The organism is Oceaniferula marina, from assembly GCF_013391475.1.
Classification (GTDB): domain Bacteria; phylum Verrucomicrobiota; class Verrucomicrobiia; order Verrucomicrobiales; family Akkermansiaceae; genus Oceaniferula; species Oceaniferula marina.
Genome location: NZ_JACBAZ010000004.1, coordinates 174380 through 196699 on the forward strand (window position 1 = coordinate 174380; position 22320 = coordinate 196699).

The following is a 22320-nucleotide window of genomic DNA, read 5'->3' on the forward strand; positions in this document are numbered from 1 at the left end:
AAATATATTTTTACAAGGGCCCAACAACCTATCAGACAGCACAAAACAAAGCGGCCGGAGGATTACCCTCCGACCGCTTACACCACATGAACCTGGAATCCGAAGATTCGGACTCCAGGGGTCTGAAATTATGAGTATTCAGAATGCATCGATTCCAACCTTTGCTGTTCGAGCAAAGGCCTACGACATGCGACCTTTACTTACCCTTCGGTACGGGAGGCACATTGAGTTTCACATTTCTAAAATGCACGGTATTTCCATGATCCTGCAGCAGGATATGACCATCAGGCCATTCTCCGAAACCAGGAACCTTACGATACTTGCTCTTGGCGACAATCTCCTTGAACTCAGGGGTTCCGCGGTCATAGGACACCACTTTTTTCCCATTGAGCCAATGTTCAACATGTTTTCCGTCGGTCACCACTCGCATCTGGTTCCACTCTCCGACAGGTTTCGGTTGTTTACCGGCATCCGCCGTGATCAGGTCATACAATGAAGACATTGTCCGGTTGCCGTCCCGTCCTTTTTTTGCATCAGGATGTTTGGCATCGTCAAGGATTTGACTTTCCAACCCGATGGCTGATCCCGTTTTTGCAACAGCGCCACCACCGGTGATCGGGTTCAGATTGGGCTGACAAAAGTACTTCACGCCACTATTGGCTCCAGGGGTGATTTTAAAATCAAGCGTAAGATCAAATCGGGCATAACGCTGCATCGTAACGATATCGCCTCCCTTCGCAGATTCGGCACCTCCACTTTCCAAGACCGTCAGCACACCATCTTTGATCGTCCAGCCCGACTTGGGGAAGGTATCGAGCTTCGCTCCACGCCAGCCATCCGTGGACGTTCCATCCCAGAGCAATATCCAACCTTTTTGAATTTCATCCGCACTCAGGCTGTTGTCTCCGCTTCCGGGCTCCAATTCCTTAATCCGGAGATTGCGCCACGCAACGGTCGTACCTTCGATGGCCTTATTATTACCAATGCCATGAACCTGGAGACCGATAAATCCTTTCGGAGTCAAATCATCCTGAATGGATGCGCGTGGGACACCGTTGAGCCAGGTTCGGATCGACGAACCAACCGCTTCAACACGGACCTTATTCCACGCTTCCGGCTTGAAACTCTCTGCTCCCTGCTTCGTGAACGCCTTGCCATCCCCTCCAAGTTTCCCTGGGCAAAGCCATCCCCGACGCGCCTCATCATAGATACCGGCACTCCAAAAACGCGCCCGTTTGGGATCGGGGTCGATTTCCACCTGATATCCGTGCACGCGGCCGGGAGGAACTTTGATATTCTTGCCCTGCCATGTATAGGTCTTCGTTTTCTCGTAACAATTACTACGAATTTGCACTCCTGAATTCAGGCGAGGATCCACCTTGAATTCATATTCCAGGATGAAGTTCCCGTAGAGCTTTTCCGTACACATAAATGTATTGGGAGTCTTGGTGACTGAATGCCCGACAATGGTTCCATTCTCCACGGTATAAGTTGCTTTGCCTCCTTTTTGGGTCCAGCCGGTGAAATCCTTACCATTGAAAAGATTGACCCAAGCTCCGTCAGCGGCCGACAATGCGGTAGCTCCAGCAAGGGACATAAGCGCAATGGCCATCGGTTTGATTGATCGTGTGTGTTGTCTGCTCATAAGATGTAAAAACTTACGAACAGCACTACCATCACCTTGCGCATGGATACACGCCAATTTTTAAACCTGTCCAAATGCGAACAAATTAATTTCTATTCATCCGGGCGCTCTTTCTTGCCTCGAGCAGAACCCGAACAAAAAGAGCCACCACCCAAATAGAGCCGGTGCCCATGAGAAACCAAGGAAACACCCAACCAAAACGAGTATAAAAAGTTCTTTCGTTCCGGCGTCCGATCTCGCCATATAATATGCCATCTTTCATCAAGGGAATGTCCACCACACGGTTTCCATAGGGGTCGAGAATCTGGGTTGTTCCGGATGTCGCACAGACCACCATCCAACGTGCATTTTCCGCGGCCCGATGGCGGAACAACTCGGCATGTTGGTGATGCTCGCGGGCTGTCCAATGCTCGGCATCCATGCTGGGGATTGCCAGAAATTCGGCCCCGTCCGCCACCATTCTTCTCACCACGTCCTCATAGTCGCAATCAAAGCAAATAGGGGTCCCAACCTTACCCAAGGGTGTGTTAATGGCTTTGGCTTCCGTCCCTGCCGTCCCGTCATCGAAAAAATGCACCGTGTGGTTTTTGTAATGATCCCCTAACTCGCCGTCAGCGTCCAAGGTAAGCGCAGTGTTGAACCAACCGTCGGCAACCACAGTCTCCGTGCCAACCACCATCACGGCCTCCTTTTCTTTTGCCAATAAGATCAAATCCAACCATTGTTTCTGATTTTTTCGGATATCCGTAGGGATCCCGTATTCCGGCCAAACAATCAAATCCACATTCTGCTCAGCCCGCTGGGTCATTTCAACATACTGGTATCCATCCGTGAGTTCGCTCTGAACCGCCATCACCTTGATCGGATCATCGATCGCAGGTGTTTTTTTGGGGAAAAGAGCCGAAAGCAACATCACGCCCAGCACCACCGCCCCCACAAGGCGCGGGCTCCGGCCACGACAACACACCAAGGCCGAGCCAAGAATCAACACAAAGCCAATTCCATACACTCCCAACCACGGCGACAGCCACATCGGCCTCAAGCCCACGCCCGGAGACATCCAGGGAAATTTCAACACGAAGATCTCACAACGAAAGAACTCCACCGCGCCCCACCACACAGCGGCAAAAAAGGCCACCACCCACTCCGATTTTCCGCCACCATAGTGCGCATGAGCCAAAGCATACCCCCTCGCAAAAAATCCAGTGAACAGAGCCAGGATCAAAACCAAGGGAACCACAAAATAGGGCATCTCCTTGAAGATGTTTACCAACCAAGACAAGGTCACTCCATAAAACAAGGCACCATGAAGCAGCCCTAGGTAAAAGCCATGGGAGGTCTTCACCCCCTGCAGAGCCAGAATCAAAGGGACCCAGGCAACGACCGCCAATCCGAACCAGCCGACCGAAGGAAAAACCACAATCCCCAAACCTGCACTCAGTAACACCAACAACACACGAAGGAACATCCCCATGCCACGACGCTAACACGCAGCAAGATCGATCGACAAGAGCCGAATGCCAAACGGCATCACCAAAAAGACCAAGTATCCGGCACATGAAGGTGATAAAAACCGGGGTCTCCTTATCGTATAGAATGGTTTGTGAACACTATCCCATCCATCTTTGTCACACTGGCTTGTCTCACTGCGGTCTCCTCCAGCTTCGGCAAACCACCCCCAATTCAAGCACCCAACGGATTTCAAGTTGATCGTGTCCATCTGGTGGATAAAAAACAAGAAGGCTCATGGGTATCCATGTGCTTCGATCCCGAAGGTAAACTCTACGTCTGTGATCAATACGGAAAGCTATATCGCATCACACTCAAAGGAGGAAAAATCAGCCACAAACAAGCATTAGCCAGCCCAGGCATGGCCCAGGGCTTATGTTGGGCATACGGTAGTCTCTATATGTCAGTGAATGGAGGCAAACAAGGCGGAGTCTATCGACTCACAAGCACAGCCAACAACGGCGAGTTTGACCAAATCAAACACATCCTGCCTATCGCCGGTTCCGGAGAACATGGTCCCCATGGCATTATCCCCAGCCCCGACGGCAAGGGACTCTACCTTGTCATTGGCAACCACTGCCGTCCAAAAACACCAACGCGCTCAATCGTCTCACACAACTGGCAAGAAGACACCTTGTTACCTCACTTACCGGATGCCAGCGGTCATGCGGTCAATGTCAAAGCTCCCGGCGGAACCTTACTCTATCTCACCCCCGACGGCAAAGACTGCGAAGTGATCTCCACCGGCATGCGCAACACCTATGACATCGCAGCCAGCCCTGACGGAGAAATTTTCGGTTATGACTCCGACATGGAATGGGACATCGGCACACCCTGGTACCGCCCCACCAGAGTGCTGCATCTTACGCGCGGAAGTGAATTCGGATGGCGGACCGGCACCGCAAAATGGCCTGATTATTATGCCGACAGCTTAGGGGCCGTCAAAAACATCGGACCAGGATCTCCAACAGGCGTTTTGTTCGGCACCCAGGCACAATTCCCTCTGAAGTACCGTAAAGCGTTGTTCTTGCTCGATTGGACGTTTGGACGGATCTATGCGGCCCACCTCAAACCTGAAGGCTTCAGCTACTCCGCCGAAATCGAAACATTCCTCACGGGTAAACCGCTACCTCTCTGCGATGCTGCCATCGGACCCGACGGAGCGATGTATTTCATCACCGGCGGCCGCCGACTCCAATCCGCCCTCTACCGGGTCAGTTACACCGGACCACTGGGCCATGAGGATACCTCACCAATGGTAACCCAACCAAACAAAATGCGATCCTTGCGCAATGAACTACTTCAGAGCAAGGACATGGATACGATTTGGCAACACCTCGACCACCCGGATCGCCTCATGCGCTACAATGCCAGGGTGGCATTGGAAAACCTTCCACATGAACCTTCCATCACCCGACTCCAAAAAGAAACCAAGTTCCAGCACATCATCACTGCCAGCCTAGCACTTGCGAGGGTCCAAGCCAATCCAACAACCATTCACCAAAAGCTCCTCAGCCTCCCCTACCCTCAACTCTCGCCACCACAAAAACTGGAATTCCTCCGTGCCGTGTCACTTACCTTTATTCGGGCAAAACAAACTGACCCTGACATTGGAATCCGCTACCTCAAACTTCTCAACCCAGTCTACCCCTCGGACAATGATCAGGAAAATAGAGAGCTCTGTAAGCTTCTCACCTATCTAGGTTCATCCAGTGCCACCGGCAAAACGGTTCAACTCATGGAACGTTCAGTGAATACCCAACAAGCGGTTGACCTCGAATTGTTGGAAGGCAATGACCGTTATGCCAAAGACATTAAATCCATGATGCGCAACCAACCTGATGCCAATGCACTCCAGTATGCACTCACCCTCATGCATGCTCAATCAGGGTGGAATCAGGCATCCGTCACCACATACTTTACTTGGCTCAATCAGGCCGAAGCCAAAAGCGGAGGCCGCAGTTATAAAGGCTTCATTCGCAATATTCGAAAAACCGCACTTACCTCGCTACCCAAGGAACTCAAAGCCACCGCTCTGGCTGCACCAAAAATCCAAGCGCCCGAGAAAGACACCCCCATGGCACAGGGACCCGGCCGGTCGTGGACACTGAACGAGGCATCCCAAACCATCCGCGACCTATCCCAGGCCAATAAGAAAAACGGCAAAAGGATGTTCCAAGCCACACTTTGCATCCATTGCCACAGCCATGGCCAATCCGGAGGAAACTCCGGACCGGACTTAACCAACCTCGCAAATCGGTTCAGCAGTCAGGACATCCTCAAAGCCATCATTACCCCCTCGGAAGAAATCTCTGAACAATATCAATTTACCATCCTTCACCTCAAGGACGGATCCCAACTGCAAGGGAAAATCATGAAAGAAAACAAGAAGAAGCTTTGGATCGCTCCCAGCGCATTCAATTTCGAACAACAGGTCGAGGTCCCAATCGACACGATCCTACGCCGAAGCGTATCGACAGTATCCCCGATGCCTCCCGCCATGATCAACTCGCTCAATGCCGACGAGCTTCGCGACCTGATGAAGTTTCTTGGCACCCCGGCACCCTGAGCCACCGCGGGTTTCCACACCCCACTCCCGGGCGATCCCCGACCTAGCGTGAAGCCGCTCTCCGGGGCTTTTATTTATCGGCCAAGGGCTCCAGTTCCAATTTGCGGAACTCAACCTCGCTTCCTTCGGCCTGAAGAGCTATCTGCCCTTTGCTTGCCGTAGCCTTGCTACCATGGTTTACGAGGGTATCATTGACCCAAACTTTAACTTCATCCCCCTTGCACTCGATCACCATGGTGTTCCATTCACCCGGTTTTTTTTCCGAGTCATCCGTCAGGTTGAGAATTCTCCGGGCATCCCCCTTGCTTCCGCCGTATTTCTGTCCTTCTTTTTTCGGACGGCGCTTTTCCATTTCAGGAACTTCGATGTTTTCCTCGATGCACCAAAAATCACCGGCGTGCCCCGATTGCATTTGAACCTCAATCGACTTGGGAAACATTCCATACAATGCCCTGGGCGTAGAAGAATGAACCAGAACTCCGCAGTTACCCGGCTTACCGGCAAAACGATATTCCACCGTCAAACGGTAATTGCTAAACGACTTCTCTGTGATCAAATGGCCTCTCGGATTCCCCAGACTGACCAACTTGCCATCACGCACGATAAAACTGGGTTGAATATCCGGATTGTTATCGGCCTTGGGCACATCCACCTTCCATCCTTTCAAATCCTTGCCATTGAACAAGGGCTCTGCAGTCAGGGCAGATACAGCCCCCATCACAACAGCTAAGACGGCTAAACTCTTCATCCTCATCTTCATAATGCATTAATAACGTGGAATGTTTCTTCTTTTTTTCAGCACACGCACAACAATGATGACATTTTTATAATTATTCACTCACTTTTGTGCCTGTAGTCAGCGTTTCCTCACGAAATGCCGACAACAAGGAGCGGAAAAGCTCACCGGGGACACCCTCACCAATCGGGCGGTCATCAATCTTCACAACCGGGATCACCTCGGCGGCCGTCCCCGTCAGGAAACATTCATCCGCCGTATAGACATCATAGCGGGTCAATGTGTCCTCAATGATCTCAATTTCCAAGCGTTCACAGAGGTCGAATATCACAGCCCGTGTGATCCCGTCCAAAGCTCCGTCAGAAATCTTCGGCGTGATCACGACACCATTTTTAACGATAAACACCGTATCTCCAGTGCATTCAGCCACTGTTCCGGCTTCGTTGAGCATCAAACCTTCCATCACTCCGGCCTTCACACATTCGATCTTCGCCATCACATTATTCAGGTAGTTCAAGGATTTCACCTGTGGACTCAAGGTTGCATGAGTCGGCCGCCGGGTTGAACAGGTGATCAGCTCCAGCCCATTCTCATAATACTCGGTGGGATACAACTGAATCGATGAAGCGATGCAAAACATCGATGGAGTTTCGCAAAGATAGGGGTTGAGCCCCAAGCCGCCGCTTCCCCGGGTTACCACCAGGCGCACATAGCCGTCCTTCAGGCCATTGGCTCGGATGGTCTCACAGACGATATCACAAACTTCCTGCTCGGACCATGGCATCTTGAGAAGGATCGCACGGGCCGAAAGGAACAACCGCTCAATGTGCTCTTCCAGCCGGAAAACCCGCCCTTCGTAGAATCGGATTCCCTCAAAAATGCCGTCACCGTACAGCAGGCCGTGATCAAAAACAGAGACTTTGGCTTCATTGGCATCGAGCAATTGTCCGTCGAGCCAGATTTTTTGTGTGTCGCTCATAATGATGAAAAATGATGGGTGCTCGCGATCGGATAAGACATTCATCCTCATCGCGGGGCGCGTGTTAAATCATGATTTTGCCTGATTGAACATGCCTTTTTTGGCGATCTCGAGAAATTTAGGTCATCATTCCCCAAAATACAGCATCTGGGATGACGAGAACGCAGAATGCCTCCTCTGTCACCTGAATGGGGCTCGACCAAGAGACAAGCGCACATCTACGGTACTTCAATCGGCAACCAAACCATCTTTCACAATCAGTGTGCGGTCACTGTGACGGGCCAGCTCCTCGTCATGGGTCACCACCACCAAGGTGGTTTGCTCTTCCCGGGCCAATTCAAGTAACATCTCCATGACTTGTGAGCCATTGCGAGAATCCAGATTTCCCGTGGGCTCATCCGCGAAAATGATTCGGGGCGAATTGACCAGAGCCCGTGCAATCGCCACACGCTGCTGTTCACCACCACTCAACTCGGCCGGCAAGTGATCCAGCCGATGGTCCAATCCCACCCGACTCAAAGAAGCCTTTGCCCGCTCAGCCATGTCCCGGCCAGAAATCATCGCAGGCATCATCACATTCTCCATAGCCGTCAACTCCGGCATCAGATAATAGTTCTGAAAAACATAGGCCATGCGCTGGTTCCTGATTTTCGCCTGCTGCCGCCGGTTCTGCGCATACAGATCAATGCCATCCACCCACACCTTCCCCTGCTCGGGACGCTCCAAACCAGCGAGGATATACATCAGCGTGGTTTTTCCGGCACCACTCGGTCCACAAAGAAAAATCGTCTCCCCTTCCTGAATCTCCAGATTGATTCCATGCAGAACCTCGACACGCTTTTTACCCACCGAATACCCCCGATGCAAATTTTCAGCTATGACCCCCGTGCTTTCACTCATGACCAATGACTAGCCGATCCCTCACAACATGCGAATGCTTTTCTTAAAAAATGTGCCGAAAAACATTGGAAAAAAATCCGTCCTGCTGCCACCGTCGGCGCATGGACACGATCACCTTCACACCGCTTTACATGGAACGCGTCTGGGGAGGGCGCGAACTCGAATCCGTCTACGGCCGAAAACTTCCGAAAAGCGAACCACCCTATGGAGAATCATGGGAAATGACGGACCGCCCGGAAGAGCAATCGGTCGTCACCGACGGCCCATACAAGGGGATGACCCTCGGCCAGCTCTGGCAGGAAAAACGCAACGAGTTGTTTGGCCCCGGATTCGAAAATTCCGAACGCTTCCCTCTCTTAATCAAGATCCTCGATGCCCGTGACGATCTCTCCATCCAAGTTCATCCACCGACAGATATCGCCCCAACTCTCAATGGCGAACCTAAAACCGAAATGTGGTACATCGCCGACGCCAACGATGACGCTCAGCTCTACGTCGGTCTCAAACAAGGAGTCAGCCGGGAGGATTTCCAACAAGCCATCAATGACGGCACCGTCGACCAGGTCGTCCACGCCATCGATGCCAAGGCTGGAGACTCTATCTTTATTCCTTCCGGGCGCCTGCACGCCATTGGTGCCGGGTTCCTGATCTACGAAATCCAACAAAACTCAGACACCACCTACCGGGTGTTCGATTGGAACCGAGTCGGCTTGGACGGAGTCCCCCGCGAGCTTCATGTCGAGGAATCCATGCGCTGCATTGATTTCGATGACATCGAACCCGGCATGGATACCCCGGATGGCAACACCCTGGCCAACTGTGAATTTTTCCATGTCGAACAACTCGAAGTCCAACAAGGCTGCAGCATTGGCAACCCGGATCCGGAAAGGTTTTCAATCGTCACCGTAGTGAAAGGTCAAATCACATCAACCGATGGACGCACCTATCAAGCTGGAGACTTCCTCCTACAACCACAAGGTGCAGCCCCCCTCACCGCCAGCACGGATGCCAGCATTCTTCAAACCACCATTCCGCAGAGCTAATCACCCTGCCACTCAGCTGGTTGCCTGGCTTGGGCTTACCCTGGCCACGGCATCGCAGGTTGGTGCCCAGCTGACTGAGCCGGTCAGCTCTGAACAAGTAGCTTCATTGCAGTGGCCGACATCTTACCGGCCAACCACAACGCCCGTCATCCAGCATCAAAAAAGTGACGCTCCGGCACCACCTTACCTTTATCACACCCGGCATTTCAGGCTCACCACATCGAAGCCACTCAATCCGCATAACGCCAAACTTTTTGCAGCCACCGCCGAATCTGTTCCAGCCGTTCTGGCCAAACTGCCCCTCCCCTTGTTAAAAATGCCTCAAGGGAAACGGGCCAACATTTACATCTATCCCGACGAGGCGTCCTTCATCCGGGAGGGAGGGTCACCCAATGCAGCGGGAACCTACGTAGGTAAAAAATCCGCGGTCCTGTTGCGGGCCGACACCTTCCTCACCCCGCCACCCAGACAAGGCAGTAAACTGCCACCCAAAGCAGACTACGACCTGCTCGTTCATGAGTTTACCCACTTGTGCATGCACGGCCATTTGGGCTACCTCCCCATCTGGTTCTCTGAAGGCACCGCCGAATACCTCGCAGCAGCCCACCAAAGCCACGGCCGCTACGACTTTTCCAACATGACCCGCCATATCCGGGACCGGATCAAACAGCACCTCCCCCAAGAAAAAGGTATCATCAAACTGCCAAGCCTATCTGACACCCTCAAACAAAACCACCAGTCCTGGCAACGCAATATCGAACAAAACGATCCGAACGTCTCCTACCAATACTACGCATCCTCATTGCTCATCGTCCATGGCCTCTTCCACGGAGGACCAAAACGCCTCAAGGCCACCACCGAGTTCGTCAACCAATGTCACAATCGCAAATTTCGCCATAAAGCATCCAACCTACTGCTCCCATCTGAAACCCACGCAGAACTCGAGCAACGTATCATCACCTACTGGCGCCCCAAAGGACTACACATCCAATTCACTCCATAATCCGCTGCAGGCTTGACAATCTAACACAACACAAAGATGTTAGAACCCATCATACCTCCATGCCATGCAGAGAATTGTCAGCAGATTATTCGATTTCATCTACCCAGCCACTTGCCACCTCTGTGAGACAGGCCTGAGCCACGGCCGACACCTCTGTTCCGGCTGCGCTCACGCCCTACCTGTGATCGAACCTCCCTTTTGCCAACAGTGCGGCGAAATGTATGATGGTCAAATCGACGGCCCATTCACCTGCCCGAACTGCCACAAGCAAGATTACCATTTTTCTTTTGCCCGGGCCTCGCTACAAAGTGAGGGATCAGCTCGCGAACTGATCCACGCTTTCAAATATCAGCGCCAGGTTCATCTGGCACCAGACTTGGCAAAACTGGCTCAACGGGCACTTGAAGACGCACGTTTCTCAAACTATCCGGATTCTGGCATCATCGTCCCCGTTCCCTTGTTCTGGCGCCGACAACAAAAACGTGGATTCAACCAATCCGAACAAATTGCCATCCATCTAGCCAAACAAACCGGCATCCCCACCTTGAACGCTCTGAAACGCACAAGAAACACCGCGACCCAAACCCGCTTCAGTAGGACCAAACGACTTCAGAACCTAAAGGGTGCTTTTTCACCCAGAAGCCGCTACCTGAAAGAATTATCCAACCGTCGAATCATTTTACTCGACGATGTTTTCACCACGGGTTCAACAGCCAACGAATGCGCACGCACGCTATCAAAACACGGAGCATCCGATATAGCGATCCTCACAGTGCTACGAGGATAATACCTCTCTAGCCATCACCAGGGCACCGGTAATTCCAGCTTGATTCCCCATCGCCGGAGTGACCAACAAACTGTCATCGTTAGGCCAGTAGCCTCCGGTTTTTGCATAATACTTCTCGCGAACCATCTCGAGCAAAAACGGCTGTTCCATCACCCCCCCACCGAGAATAATCCGGTCAGGAGCAAAACAAGCCACCAAGTTCTGAACCATCATCGCCAAATACTCGGCTTCCAAATCCCAGGCTTCGTGCCCCGGACCTAGTTCAGGGGCAGGCACTCCCCAACGAGCTCCCATGGCAGAACCGCTGGCCAGTCCCTCAAGACAAGCTCCGTGAAATGAGCAACACCCCTCAAAATCATCCAAGCGAGGTACCAGCATATGCCCGATCTCGGCATGAGGTTTTGCATTCAACGCCTTGCCATCAATCACCACGCCACCACCAATGCCGGTGCCTACCGTGATGTAAACATAGTTTTTCAAGCCCTGGGCCGCACCGGCAAAACCTTCACCAATCGCAGCCGCATTCACATCCGTATCAAAAGAAATCAGAGCATTCGGAAACGAGTCCTTCAAAAAACCTACAACGTCAGCGCCTTGCCACCCCGGCTTTGGTGTCGGCAAAATTGTCCCGTATTCCGGAGCTTCCGGAGTCACCCCAGCCGGACCAAACGTCCCATAACCAATCGCTCCCAGTTCGCCGAATTGATCCTGCGCTTGTGCAAAGTATTCACGCACCCGCTCCAGAGTGTTTTCCGAATCGGTTGTGGGAAAACGGACTTCGTCCAAAATATCGCCCGGTTCACGCGCCACGGCACAAACCATCTTCGTTCCACCGGCTTCAACGCCGCCTAACAATGCATTGTTCATAAATTCAATCAAATGGCGTAGTCTTCCCACCTTCGCTCCTGCAGAGCGAGCCATGCGGCTTTGGTTTCCGCATCTTTTTTACTATTCCCTTCGCCTTCGGCAAGGAGCATCCCTTTCCAGGAAACCGTGACTTGAAAGTTTTTTTGATGGTCCGGTCCCGATTCCTTGACCACCTCGTACACCGGACTTTCTTTGGCGATCGCCTGAAGAATTTCCTGGAGTTGCCCTTTGGGGTTTTTCTCCTCGGGTGACTCAGCCACACGGGCGACAGCTTCCGAACAAATCTCGGTGATCACTTTCCGTGCCGATTCAAGTCCACTATCGAGATAAATGGCCCCCGTCAATGCCTCAAAGCCATCGGCTAATGTCGATGTCCGTTCACGCCCACCGGTTGCTTCCTCACCCTTGCCCATCATAACATAAGCACCCAAATTGATACTGCGGGCGAATCGGCAAAGGGCATCGCCAGATACCAGACGGGCCCGAAGTTTGGTCAATTTCCCCTCATTGAAGCCTGGGAACATCGCATAAAGCAACTCCGTAAGCACCAACTGAATCACCGCATCACCCAAAAATTCGAGACGCTGGTTATCAAAACGAGGACGCTGGGTCTCATAAGCCAGGCTAGGGTGGGTCAAAGCCTCAGCCATCAGTAGGGAGTTGGTAAATTTATACCCGATTACATCTTCCAGCGATTTCATAGCGATCCAGACAAACGGGCGTTTCAGCCTCGCGTTGAAGAAATTATCTCATTTTTCACCAATGGGAAGAACGAAAGATGCCAAACCGGCCAAAAACCATTACAGCATGAAGGCAAAATGGGGTGACTGACGGGATTCGAACCCGCGACAACCGGAATCACAATCCGGGGCTCTACCCCTGAGCTACAGTCACCATCGTTTTGTTGCCTCTGCGGCCTTGTCGCAGGAGTGCGGCGCGGAAATAAGCCATTAGCAGCCACTTGCAAAGAGAAAAATGCAGCAAGTTCAAAAAAATTATCCATTTTGCGGAATCTTCACCAGAATCAAGGCCGCTTCATGGCGTCTCTCACCACTTTTTTACTCAGAAAAATTAAGCACAGCACCGGATAAACACAGACAAACACAATATTCATCACATTGCCAACCCCCTGGCTGAGCTGATGAATCCCAGCCTGGCTCTCATTCTGAAGCTCCACCATACTCTCCTGAAAGTGCGCCGTCACAAACATACCCCAAACCATCATCCCGATAGCCAACACAATACGCACAACCGCCCACACTTGGCTAAGTTTCGGAGCCCAGGCTTTACGCTTCAACAACCCGATCCCCGCAACCAACAACATCACTGCCAAGATCCACTTCACTCCGGCATCCACATAGATGTAGACTTTCATCCCATCAAAAGCATCCAGCATCGGCTGCAGTTGCTGGAACTCCTCGCCCCCTTTCTCGACCATTGCCCGAATAAAAAAGAGCGAGGCAATCCCCACAAGGGACATGATCCCACCCAAAATGGCATAGCAGATATGAATAATCCCAAACACCTTGGGCAGGGAAGTCCCCTGCGCCGGAGGAAGCTCGGGGACAACAACGGGGGACATCCCGGATTGGGAAACCTGATAAGGCGACGGTTCTTGATCCATGCCCCGGATCATAACCAGCGCGAGGATCGCGTAAAGAGCCATCTTCCGGCTCGACAGAGCGGAAAAATCTGTCCAACCTCCGCGCGCCATGAGCCACAATGCCGCCGATATTGATCAAGCACTCGCAACCCTGACCGCAGGGACAGCCAAAGTCCTCAGTAAAAAAGAACTGAAGGAAAAGCTCGAGCTTGACCGCCCACTGCGAGTCAAACTCGGCGTTGACCCCACCGCTCCGGACATCCACCTCGGGCACACTGTAGCCATTGAAAAACTTCGCCAATTCCAAGAACTTGGCCATCAGGCGGTGCTCATCATCGGCGATTTTACGGCCACCGTAGGCGACCCCACCGGCCGCTCCGCCGCCCGTCCACCACTGACTCGGGAAGAGGTTCTCGCCAATGCCGAAACATACACCACCCAGGCATTTAAAATCCTCGACCAGGAAAAAACCGAGGTCGTTTACAATGGTGACTGGTTCCGCAACATGACCTACGAACAGGTCCTCAGACTCAATGCCCGCGTCACGATGCAGCAAATGCTGCAACGCGAAGACTTCAAATCACGGGTCGACAAAGGCCAGGAAGTCCGCCTCCACGAAGTCCAATACCCCATCATGCAAGGGTGGGACTCCGTCGAAATCAAATCCGATGTCGAAATCGGCGGCACCGACCAGCTGTTCAACATCCTCGTCGGCCGCGATCTCCAAAAAGAAGAAGGACAAGCACAACAAGTCGTGATGCTGATGCCACTACTCGAGGGCCTTGATGGCGTCAAAAAGATGTCCAAATCCGCTCACAACTACGTGGGGGTCAGCGAGGAACCCACCGAGATGTTCGGCAAACTCATGAGCATCTCTGATGACCTCATGGATCGTTACTACACGCTACTCCTCGGCTCCGACCGCGACAACAGCCTGCATCCGATGGAGGCGAAAAAGCAGCTTGCCGCCAGCATCACCGGCCGCTATCACAACGAGCAGGCAGCCACAGATGCCCGCTCCACCTGGGAAGCGCGCTTCTCCAAACGCGACACGGCTGCTGGAGCCAAGCCAATGTCCTTCGACCAATTCAAAGACGGATCCAATCTCGCCCAACAAGTTCAATGGGCGTTTCTTCAGGTCTTTGATATTCAAAAATCGCTTGGAGAAGTCAGGAAACAGCACATTCTCCCAGGAGCAGTCCAACTCAACGGCGAAAAACTCACCGATCCAGCAGCTATCATTACATTCCAAGAAGGCGACACGCTAAGGCTTTCCAAAAAGCACACCGTGAGTATCACATCCTGAATGCCCCGCCCGAACCTACCGCTTCAAACTTCAAACTGAATACTTCCAACTAGACTACCATGACTGCTCACGAACTCTTCCAAAATGTCAACCCGTCACTCGTTCAAGACATGTTCCAATGGATGCGCGAGACCGACCGCAACCTCTACAAAACGGCTCTCGGCAGCCTGGCATCCAACCGCAAGCTCCGCCCTCAGTTTGTGCAGAAAAAATCCATCGCCGACCAAATCACCTGGATGCATAACACCCTGAGACTCAAGTCCAGTGACATGATCGCCGAGCACCTGCTTCAGGTCTACTTCATGAAAGGCCAGGAGGAGATGCTCGCCAGCTTCTGCGACGGGCTGGGAATCGAACACGACGGCAAAGGACAAGTCGAAGGAAACCTCCCCGAAACCCTGGATGCCGAAAAATTAAAAGCCGCTATCGACACCCTACTCGAAAAATTTGATACCGGATTGGTCGCCCTCTACCTCCACACCTTCAACCTGCAAACTCCGGACGGATGGTCCGCACTTGCCGATGCGCTCGAAAATGACGAACGCCTCAAGCTAGCTTAAGCTTGCCACTGCCCTCCGCGGCTTCAGCTCCAACCCTTTTCAAAGGTCGGCATCTCACGGTGCCGACCTTTTTCCTTCTTGGACAGCCCCTCCTTTGATCACAAAGCTTGTGCCCCCCCCACACTCACGTTCGTTGTTTTCAATGTATTTCGTGGTTTAATGAAATCATCACTCCACCTACTCAGTATGATTGGTTGCGACTGCTGCAAAACTGTCCCTCTCCCAGTCTTACCACTTGACCTCAAGGGGTTCACACTCAATAGTCGCGAACCTGCATGTGCACCTGCTGCACAGGATTTGTTTTTTCTTGCCGCATTCGGCCGAGGGGCTGCTGCCACAATACGCTTCACCCGGAATGGAAAAACCTCCGCATGCGACAACCGCTTTCCAATATTTTCCATCACTTTCAGACATTTTATCTCTTTTAACCGAACATGTTCGCCAAATTTTTTTCACTCAAATCCAATGACATAGGTATCGACCTCGGCACTGCCAACACTCTGGTCAACGTCAAAGATCAGGGGATTGTCCTCCGGGAACCCTCCGTAGTTGCGATTCACTCCGGAACCAACGAAGTCCTGGCCGTCGGAGACGACGCCAAACGCATGCTGGGGCGAACCCCCGGCAATATCGTTGCCATCCGCCCACTGCGTGACGGGGTCATTGCCGACTTCGATGTGGCCGCTGCCATGCTCCGCTACTTTATCAATAAAGTGAACAACGGCCGTCGCCGATCCAACCCGCGCGTCGTCATCGCCGTGCCATCCGGCATCACCGAAGTCGAACGCCGAGCCGTACGTGAATCCGCCGAAGAGGCAGGAGCCCGCGAAATCTACCTGATCGAAGAGCCCATGGCTGCGGCCATTGGTGTCGGACTCCCGGTGCTCGACGCCGGAGGCAACATGATTGTCGATATCGGAGGTGGAACCACGGAAGTGGCTCTAATCTCCCTCTCCGGCATCGTCTATAGCCGCAGTGAAAAAACCGCCGGTGACCGCCTGGACGAGTCCATCATCCAATACATGAAGCGTGCCTACAACCTGCTCATCGGTGAACGCACGGCGGAAGAAATCAAAATCCGGCTGGGATCAGCCACCCCGCTACCCAAAGAAACCAGCATGGAAGTCAAAGGTCGCGACCTCGTTGCCGGCTTGCCGAAAACCATCAGTATCAATTCCCTCGAAGTCCGTGAAGCCATGACCGCTCCACTCAGCAACATCGTCGATACCGTGCGGACCACGCTGGAGCGCTGTCCACCGGAACTCGCAGCCGACCTCGTCGACCGCGGCATCATGCTCGCCGGCGGTGGAGCCCTGCTCCGGGGGCTGGACAAGCTACTGCGCGAAGAAACCGGCCTCCCGGTACACGTTGCCGAAGACCCCCTCTCTGCCGTCGCCGAGGGTACAGGAAAAGCCCTCTCGGAGATCTCCGTCTTGCGGAGAATCACCAGCACCCAACCTCGCTAGGTTGACATCCTCCATTCCGTCCCGATCTTTCTGACAGATCATGAAGGCGCAGAACCTCATCGCTCTTTTACTGTTCCTCGCGGGGGCCATGTGGGCACTCACGCGCAGTGAATCGACGGTTCGCAGCATCCAGCGCAGCTACTACACTGCCATCAGTCCTTTTCTCGAAAAAGGATCATCCTTGGAAAGTAAAGCCAGCGAATTACTCCGGGAAACCGAACATTCGGAAATCTGGAAAACCCGCTACCAACTCGCCAAGGACGAACTCGATAAAAAACGCATGGAAGTCACCCACCTCAGGAAGCTTGAGGCGGAAAATGCCAGACTCAACCAAGCGCTCCAATTTCAGCAAGAGGCACCCTTCCATGTCCTTGCCGCCAAAATCATCCGCCGCCAGCCGTCCACCTGGTGGCAGACCGTCACCATCAACCGTGGCGAACAAAAAGGTGTAGGCGTCCAACTCCCGGTCCTGGCCCCCGAAGGTCTGGTCGGAAAAATCGACGCCCCATCAAAGAACACATCCACCGTTATCCTCCTGACCGATGAAAAATGCCAGGTCTCGGCGAAAGTCGACGGCACACCGGAAGTCGGGATTCTCAGCGGACAACGAGGCCAAACCGGAGACAATCCCGATCTCCGGCTCAGCTTCCTGTCGAAAGATGCCAAAATCAAACCCGGCAAGTTGGTGTTCACCACCGGCCGGGGTGGCCTCTTCCCGCCAGATATCCTTCTTGGAACCGTCAAGTCGTTCGAACCAGGACCCTTGTACGGAGAAGCTCTTGTCAAGCCAGCGGTGGACTTCGCGACCCTACATACGGTCTTCGTCAAAATCCCAGCCCCTCCGGAGTCAGCTCGCTAGCCTTTGTGATCAAGTATACCATCAGCATTATTCTCCTTACCCTCGCGGCCTGCATTCTCCAGCAGTTCATGCCCGCGATCGGTGCCTTGTATGGTGCCCGGGTGCTGATTTTCCCTCTGGTTTTTCTCTGTATCGCGGTCACGGTCGAAATCCCCAGCATGCTCGGTCTGGCGTTCCTCTGTGGATTCCTCTGGGATGCCCAACACACCCTCGGTCCGCTCGGAGGCGACCCCGAAATTTACCCTACCCCGCCCGAGTCGCTGCACTTTGGCTACAGCATCATCCTCTACGGGCTGATGGGATTCCTGATGCAGGGAATCCAACCCCTGTTCCGCGATGGCAAATGGCATCTGTCCGCCATTTTATCCGGCATCGCCATCCTTCTCTACCTCTTGATCGAATACTTGCTGATCAACTTTGTCCGTGGCAACTTCAGCATTCCCGCCGGAGCGCTGTACCGGATTTACCTGACCAGTGCGCTGACCATGCTTTTTTCACCTCTGGTGTTCTGGCTACTCGGCCACATTTCCGACTTCTGTAACCATACGATTCAATACCAAGGGCTACAACGCCGCTCCAAGTATCTCGCCACCTGATCCCCCGCCTACTCCATCCATGGAACCTCGCTACCGCCTCAGACTTTACCTGCTTACCGCCCTGATTTTAATCGGGTTCGGCACGCTGGTCTCGCGGCTGTACCAATACCAAATCACAGAAAGGGACCGCTTCCGCAAACAAGTCCCCTCCGACTACACCGTCACCATCCGCGAACCCGGAATCCGGGGCGACATCACCGACCGCAACGGCGTCACCCTCGCCAAAAACCTGCGCAACTACGAGGTCGTGTTCAACCTGGAGGACATCCGGAACGACTACAAACGCTACCTGATCGAATCGAAAGGCGAAGAAGCAGTAAAGGACTTTCGGAAAATCAAAACCCACGAAATCGTCAACCTCTGGGTGCGCCCACGCCTCGCCCTGCACGGACTGGATAAACCCTACCGGGCAAGCGCACTCGACACCCACTACATCACGCACGGCGGCATGGTGCCATTCACCTTCCGCGACGACCTGAACTACAACCACTTTGCCTACTTCGCCGAGCACAACCTGGAACTCCCCGGGGTTGAAATCCGGGTGCGCCCACGCCGCGAGTACCCGCTTGGATCGCTGGCATCCCACGTCCTCGGATACGTCAAGCAGTGGGAAAAAGGAGCCATCACACCGGAAGAAAAGAAAAAATACAAACACTACACCGGAGACAGCCATGGGATCGCCGGCGTCGAAGCCACGATGAACCGCTACCTCACCGGATCGGAAGGCACCCTGACGCTGCTGAAAAATGAAAAAGGCAAGGTCATCCGTGAAGTCGACCGGATCAAACCCGATGTCGGAGCCAAAGTGGCCCTGACGATTGATGCCCGCATCCAGTGCCTGGTCGAAAACTCATTGCGACACGTCGGCCGAGCCGCCGCTGTGGTTATGAACCCGAACACCGGTGAAATCCTCGCCATGGCCTCGGTTCCGGATTTCACCCCCGGAAACTTCGTCCCGAGCATCGACCCGAAAGCTTGGAAAAACTACAATTCCAATAAAGCCCACCCGCTGGTCAACAAAGCGATCAACAACTTCACCCCGGGGTCCACGTTCAAGCTGCCCACCGCAATCAACCTCTGCCGCCACGGCCATAGCCACCAGAGCATGTTCTGCCCAGGCTATGTCCAGTATGGAAACATCAAAATCCGCTGCTGGAAAACCTACGGTCACGGCACCCTCGCCCTGGAAGAATCCATCCAACGCTCATGCAATCCGTTTTTCATGAGAATGGCCAACGAAATGGGTAGCCAGAAAATGCTCGAAGGATACGAACTGCTCGGCCTTGGTCACAAGACAGGGGTTGAGCTACCATCCGAGGCCCCGGGAATTGTTCCGGGCAACCGCTACTGGCGTCAGGTCTTACGCCCCGGAGCCTCCGTCACCCCCTCAATCACCGGCATGATGGCGATTGGACAGAGCGACTGCGCCACCACCCCGCTGCAAATGGCCGCCCTTGTTTCCGCCATTGCCAACGGTGGCAAATACTATAAACCCAGAATCGTCAAAGAAGTCACCCACCCCCATCAAGGGAAATTGGTCCGAAACACCCCGAAACTCAAAGTCGATCTACTCGAAAAAGGACTCAGCGCCGAAGACCTCGAACGCATCCGTCACGGAATGTGGCTCGCAGCCAACAAACTCGGAGGAACCGCCCGCCGGGCATCCGTCAAAGACCGTGACGTCTGCGCCAAAACCGGAACCGCACAGACGGTGGACATGGGAATCAAAGCCCACGATGCCTGGACCGTCGCCTTCGCCCCCAAAGAACAAGCCCGCTACGTTGTAGTCGTCGCCGTTCACCGGGGAGAGCACGGCGGCACCGTTGCCGGCCCGCTGGTCCACCTGATCACGCGCGGACTCTTCGCGAAAGAAGATGGAATCAAACTCCCTATCGTCAAGATGTCCGAATCCCAGGGCGATTTTGAAGTCAGGGAAGCCGTCGAACTCCCCGAAGAAGACGACTACATCGATATCGCCTACGAACAACTCGCCAATGCCGAGGATGACACTGGAGAAACAGGAAACGAGATTTCTGAGCTTCCCAACACCCAACCAATTTTAGTAACACCTGCCCCACACATTCCCAAACCGACGATCCGTCAACAGGCAGATGCCGCCGGATCCCGAATCCCCAAAGCTATCATCATCGAAGAATAATTTCCCATATCATGCCCGTAACGGATCTTCTTTCCGCTGCGGAGCCCCCAATAATCAACTTTTACAACCAACTCTAAACCACTTCCCATTCTATGATTAAACGAATCAAACGCGTTCTCGGACTGAACGCCCAAAGCCCACTTGAAGGAACCTCTCTGATCATCAACTCCGAAAAGCTCGAACGCCGTGTCGCCCTCGTCGAAGACGGCTCACTCGAAGAATACAACATCGAACGCGAGGGTGACCTCAACATCGTCGGTGGCATTTTTAAAGGCACCGTCAAAAACATCGAACCCGGACTCAAGGCCATGTTTGTCGACATCGGCCTGGATAAAAATGCCTTTCTCCACTTCTGGGATGCCATCCCGGCCGCCCTCGACGGAGGATTGGAGGAAATCCAGCGCGAAGGACGCAAAAAGAAAAAGCAAAAACGCATCACCTCCAAAGACATCCCGAGCATCTACCCACAAGGGGCAGAAATCATGATCCAGGTGTCCAAAGGCCCGATTGGCAACAAAGGCCCCAGGGTCACCACCAACATCTCAATGGCCGGACGTTACCTCGTCCTGATGCCTTACTCCGACCAATTTGGTATCTCCCGCAAGGTCGATGACCCCAAAGAGCGCCAGAGACTGCGCCGTATCATGCAAAAGCTCCAGGTCCCCGAAGGCATGGGTATCATCATGCGCACCGTGGCCCAAGGACAACGCGCCCGCCATTTCGTCCGCGACCTCGCCATGCTCCTCGAGCAATGGTACGCCGTGGAAGACAAACGCGACAACAACCCGGCGCCTCTCTGCGTGTTCCGTGAACCCGACCTCATCGAGCGCAGCGTGCGTAGTTTCCTGACCGATAACCTTGGCCAGGTGCTCTGCGACAACGAGGACACCACCGAACAAATGCGCGAAATCGCCGGCCGCATCTCACGCCGCGCAAAGCGACGGATCCAACACTACCCGGCACGACGGTCGATTTTCGAAAAAATCGGCATCCAAAAACAAATCGACGAAGCATTCCAACGTCAGGTCTGGCTGAAATGTGGAGGCTACCTCGTGATCGATGAAACCGAGGCCATGATCACCGTGGACGTCAATACCGGACGTAACAAAGGCTCAAAAAATGTCGAAAAAATGCTGCTCGAAACCAACATCGAAGCCGCAGAGGAAGTCGCCCGCCAGCTCCGACTGCGCAACATCGGTGGATTGGTCGTCGTCGACTTCATCGATATGCGCCACCGCCGCGACCAACAAGCGGTTTACCGCGCCATGCGCGAACGCCTGAAGCGCGACAAGGCCAAAACCCAAGTGCTCCAGATTTCATCGATCGGACTGATGGAAATGACCCGCCAGCGGCTCAACGAGTCCCTTCGCGACAGCTTGCTCGAGCCCTGTCCTTATTGCCACGGCCGAGGCCGCGTAAAAACCACCATGACCATGAGTGTGGAAATTCAGCGGGCACTCAACACCGTGATCCAGCGAGGAGAAGGGCAAATCGGCGACCTTGTTATCGTGGTCAACACCGAGGTGCTGAACCGCTTCAAAAAAGAAGATTCCAAGCTCTTCGCCGAGCTTGAACGTAGCCACAGCGGCCGCCTGACCTTCCGCACCGACCCCTCACTGCACCGCGAACACTTCGCCATCATCGACGCCCAGTCGGAGAAAACCCTCCATCAGGTATAATCTCCGAACCGGTAGGGCTGATTGGCCTCAGTCAGCCGCCGCCGTCCCTCAACTG

19 protein-coding genes and 1 tRNA gene are annotated in these 22320 nt (G+C 53.6%); 11 read left to right on the top strand and 9 right to left on the bottom strand.

Features of this window, described 5'->3' with window-relative positions; genetic code table 11:
* Positions 1-196: 196 nt before the first annotated feature.
* Both HW115_RS10995 and HW115_RS11000 read right to left on the bottom strand, forming a co-directional pair.
* Positions 197-1612 carry a 3-keto-disaccharide hydrolase gene (locus tag HW115_RS10995; RefSeq protein WP_178932835.1) on the bottom strand — a complete coding sequence of 472 codons (1416 nt, stop codon included), beginning with the start codon at positions 1610-1612 and terminating at the stop codon, positions 197-199.
* 118 nt (positions 1613-1730) lie between these two features.
* A complete protein-coding gene (locus HW115_RS11000; protein WP_178932837.1) occupies positions 1731-3119 on the bottom strand; it encodes an apolipoprotein N-acyltransferase in 1389 nt (462 codons plus the stop codon).
* Between the two features lie 129 nt (positions 3120-3248).
* On the opposite strand from HW115_RS11000, the gene HW115_RS20080 reads away from it, so the two are divergent.
* A complete protein-coding gene (locus HW115_RS20080; protein ID WP_178932838.1) occupies positions 3249-5723 on the top strand; it encodes a c-type cytochrome in 2475 nt (824 codons plus the stop codon).
* A 70-nt stretch (positions 5724-5793) separates the two neighbouring features.
* Here HW115_RS20080 and HW115_RS11010 read toward each other — a convergent pair whose 3' ends face one another.
* The 3 genes from HW115_RS11010 to HW115_RS11020 all read right to left on the bottom strand — a co-directional run bounded on the left by HW115_RS11010 (position 5794) and on the right by HW115_RS11020 (position 8338).
* Positions 5794-6471: a 3-keto-disaccharide hydrolase gene (locus tag HW115_RS11010; protein WP_227021440.1), complete on the bottom strand. Its 678-nt coding sequence runs from the start codon at positions 6469-6471 to the stop codon at positions 5794-5796.
* 82 nt (positions 6472-6553) lie between these two features.
* Positions 6554-7438, bottom strand: coding sequence for a branched-chain-amino-acid transaminase (gene ilvE / locus HW115_RS11015; RefSeq protein ID WP_178932843.1), 885 nt, complete (start codon positions 7436-7438; stop codon positions 6554-6556).
* 228 nt (positions 7439-7666) lie between these two features.
* Positions 7667-8338, bottom strand: a complete 672-nt coding sequence (locus HW115_RS11020) for an ABC transporter ATP-binding protein (protein ID WP_178932845.1) — start codon at positions 8336-8338, stop codon at positions 7667-7669.
* A 101-nt stretch (positions 8339-8439) separates the two neighbouring features.
* On the opposite strand from HW115_RS11020, the gene HW115_RS11025 reads away from it, so the two are divergent.
* The 3 genes from HW115_RS11025 to HW115_RS11035 all read left to right on the top strand — a co-directional run bounded on the left by HW115_RS11025 (position 8440) and on the right by HW115_RS11035 (position 11171).
* The gene (locus HW115_RS11025; RefSeq protein WP_227021441.1) at positions 8440-9381 is read left to right on the top strand and encodes a type I phosphomannose isomerase catalytic subunit; all 942 of its coding nucleotides are present in this window, start codon (positions 8440-8442) and stop codon (positions 9379-9381) included.
* A complete protein-coding gene (locus HW115_RS11030; RefSeq protein WP_178932847.1) occupies positions 9344-10384 on the top strand; it encodes a hypothetical protein in 1041 nt (346 codons plus the stop codon). The genes HW115_RS11025 and HW115_RS11030 overlap by 38 nt, the downstream gene beginning before the upstream one ends.
* A gap of 64 nt (positions 10385-10448) precedes the next feature.
* The gene (locus HW115_RS11035; RefSeq protein ID WP_178932849.1) at positions 10449-11171 is read left to right on the top strand and encodes a ComF family protein; all 723 of its coding nucleotides are present in this window, start codon (positions 10449-10451) and stop codon (positions 11169-11171) included.
* Here the strand turns inward: HW115_RS11035 and HW115_RS11040 are convergent.
* The 4 genes from HW115_RS11040 to HW115_RS11055 all read right to left on the bottom strand — a co-directional run bounded on the left by HW115_RS11040 (position 11160) and on the right by HW115_RS11055 (position 13662).
* Entirely contained in the window at positions 11160-12092 is a 933-nt protein-coding gene (locus HW115_RS11040) for an ROK family protein (protein WP_227021442.1), read from the bottom strand. The genes HW115_RS11035 and HW115_RS11040 overlap by 12 nt on opposite strands.
* Positions 12047-12739 (bottom strand): ribonuclease III, encoded by a 693-nt coding sequence (gene rnc, locus HW115_RS11045; protein WP_178932852.1) that lies wholly within the window; start codon positions 12737-12739, stop codon positions 12047-12049. Before rnc ends, HW115_RS11040 begins: the two co-directional genes overlap by 46 nt.
* Positions 12740-12857: 118 nt before the next feature.
* Positions 12858-12932 (bottom strand) — tRNA-His (locus HW115_RS11050).
* 130 nt (positions 12933-13062) lie between these two features.
* Positions 13063-13662, bottom strand: a complete 600-nt coding sequence (locus tag HW115_RS11055; protein WP_178932854.1) for a hypothetical protein — start codon at positions 13660-13662, stop codon at positions 13063-13065.
* A gap of 88 nt (positions 13663-13750) precedes the next feature.
* On the opposite strand from HW115_RS11055, the gene tyrS reads away from it, so the two are divergent.
* The 7 genes from tyrS to HW115_RS11090 all read left to right on the top strand — a co-directional run bounded on the left by tyrS (position 13751) and on the right by HW115_RS11090 (position 22265).
* Entirely contained in the window at positions 13751-14947 is a 1197-nt protein-coding gene (gene tyrS / locus HW115_RS11060; protein ID WP_178932856.1) for a tyrosine--tRNA ligase, read from the top strand.
* 59 nt (positions 14948-15006) lie between these two features.
* Positions 15007-15507, top strand: coding sequence for a hypothetical protein (locus tag HW115_RS11065; RefSeq protein WP_178932858.1), 501 nt, complete (start codon positions 15007-15009; stop codon positions 15505-15507).
* 434 nt (positions 15508-15941) lie between these two features.
* Positions 15942-16973, top strand: a complete 1032-nt coding sequence (locus HW115_RS11070; protein ID WP_178932860.1) for a rod shape-determining protein — start codon at positions 15942-15944, stop codon at positions 16971-16973.
* Positions 16974-17013: 40 nt separating this feature from the next.
* Positions 17014-17832 (top strand): rod shape-determining protein MreC, encoded by an 819-nt coding sequence (gene mreC / locus HW115_RS11075; RefSeq protein WP_178932862.1) that lies wholly within the window; start codon positions 17014-17016, stop codon positions 17830-17832.
* 5 nt (positions 17833-17837) lie between these two features.
* Entirely contained in the window at positions 17838-18428 is a 591-nt protein-coding gene (locus HW115_RS11080) for a hypothetical protein (RefSeq protein WP_178932864.1), read from the top strand.
* 19 nt (positions 18429-18447) lie between these two features.
* Positions 18448-20586: a penicillin-binding protein 2 gene (gene mrdA, locus HW115_RS11085; protein ID WP_178932865.1), complete on the top strand. Its 2139-nt coding sequence runs from the start codon at positions 18448-18450 to the stop codon at positions 20584-20586.
* Positions 20587-20678: 92 nt separating this feature from the next.
* Positions 20679-22265 (top strand): Rne/Rng family ribonuclease, encoded by a 1587-nt coding sequence (locus tag HW115_RS11090; protein WP_178932867.1) that lies wholly within the window; start codon positions 20679-20681, stop codon positions 22263-22265.
* The last annotated feature ends 55 nt before the right edge of the window (positions 22266-22320 follow it).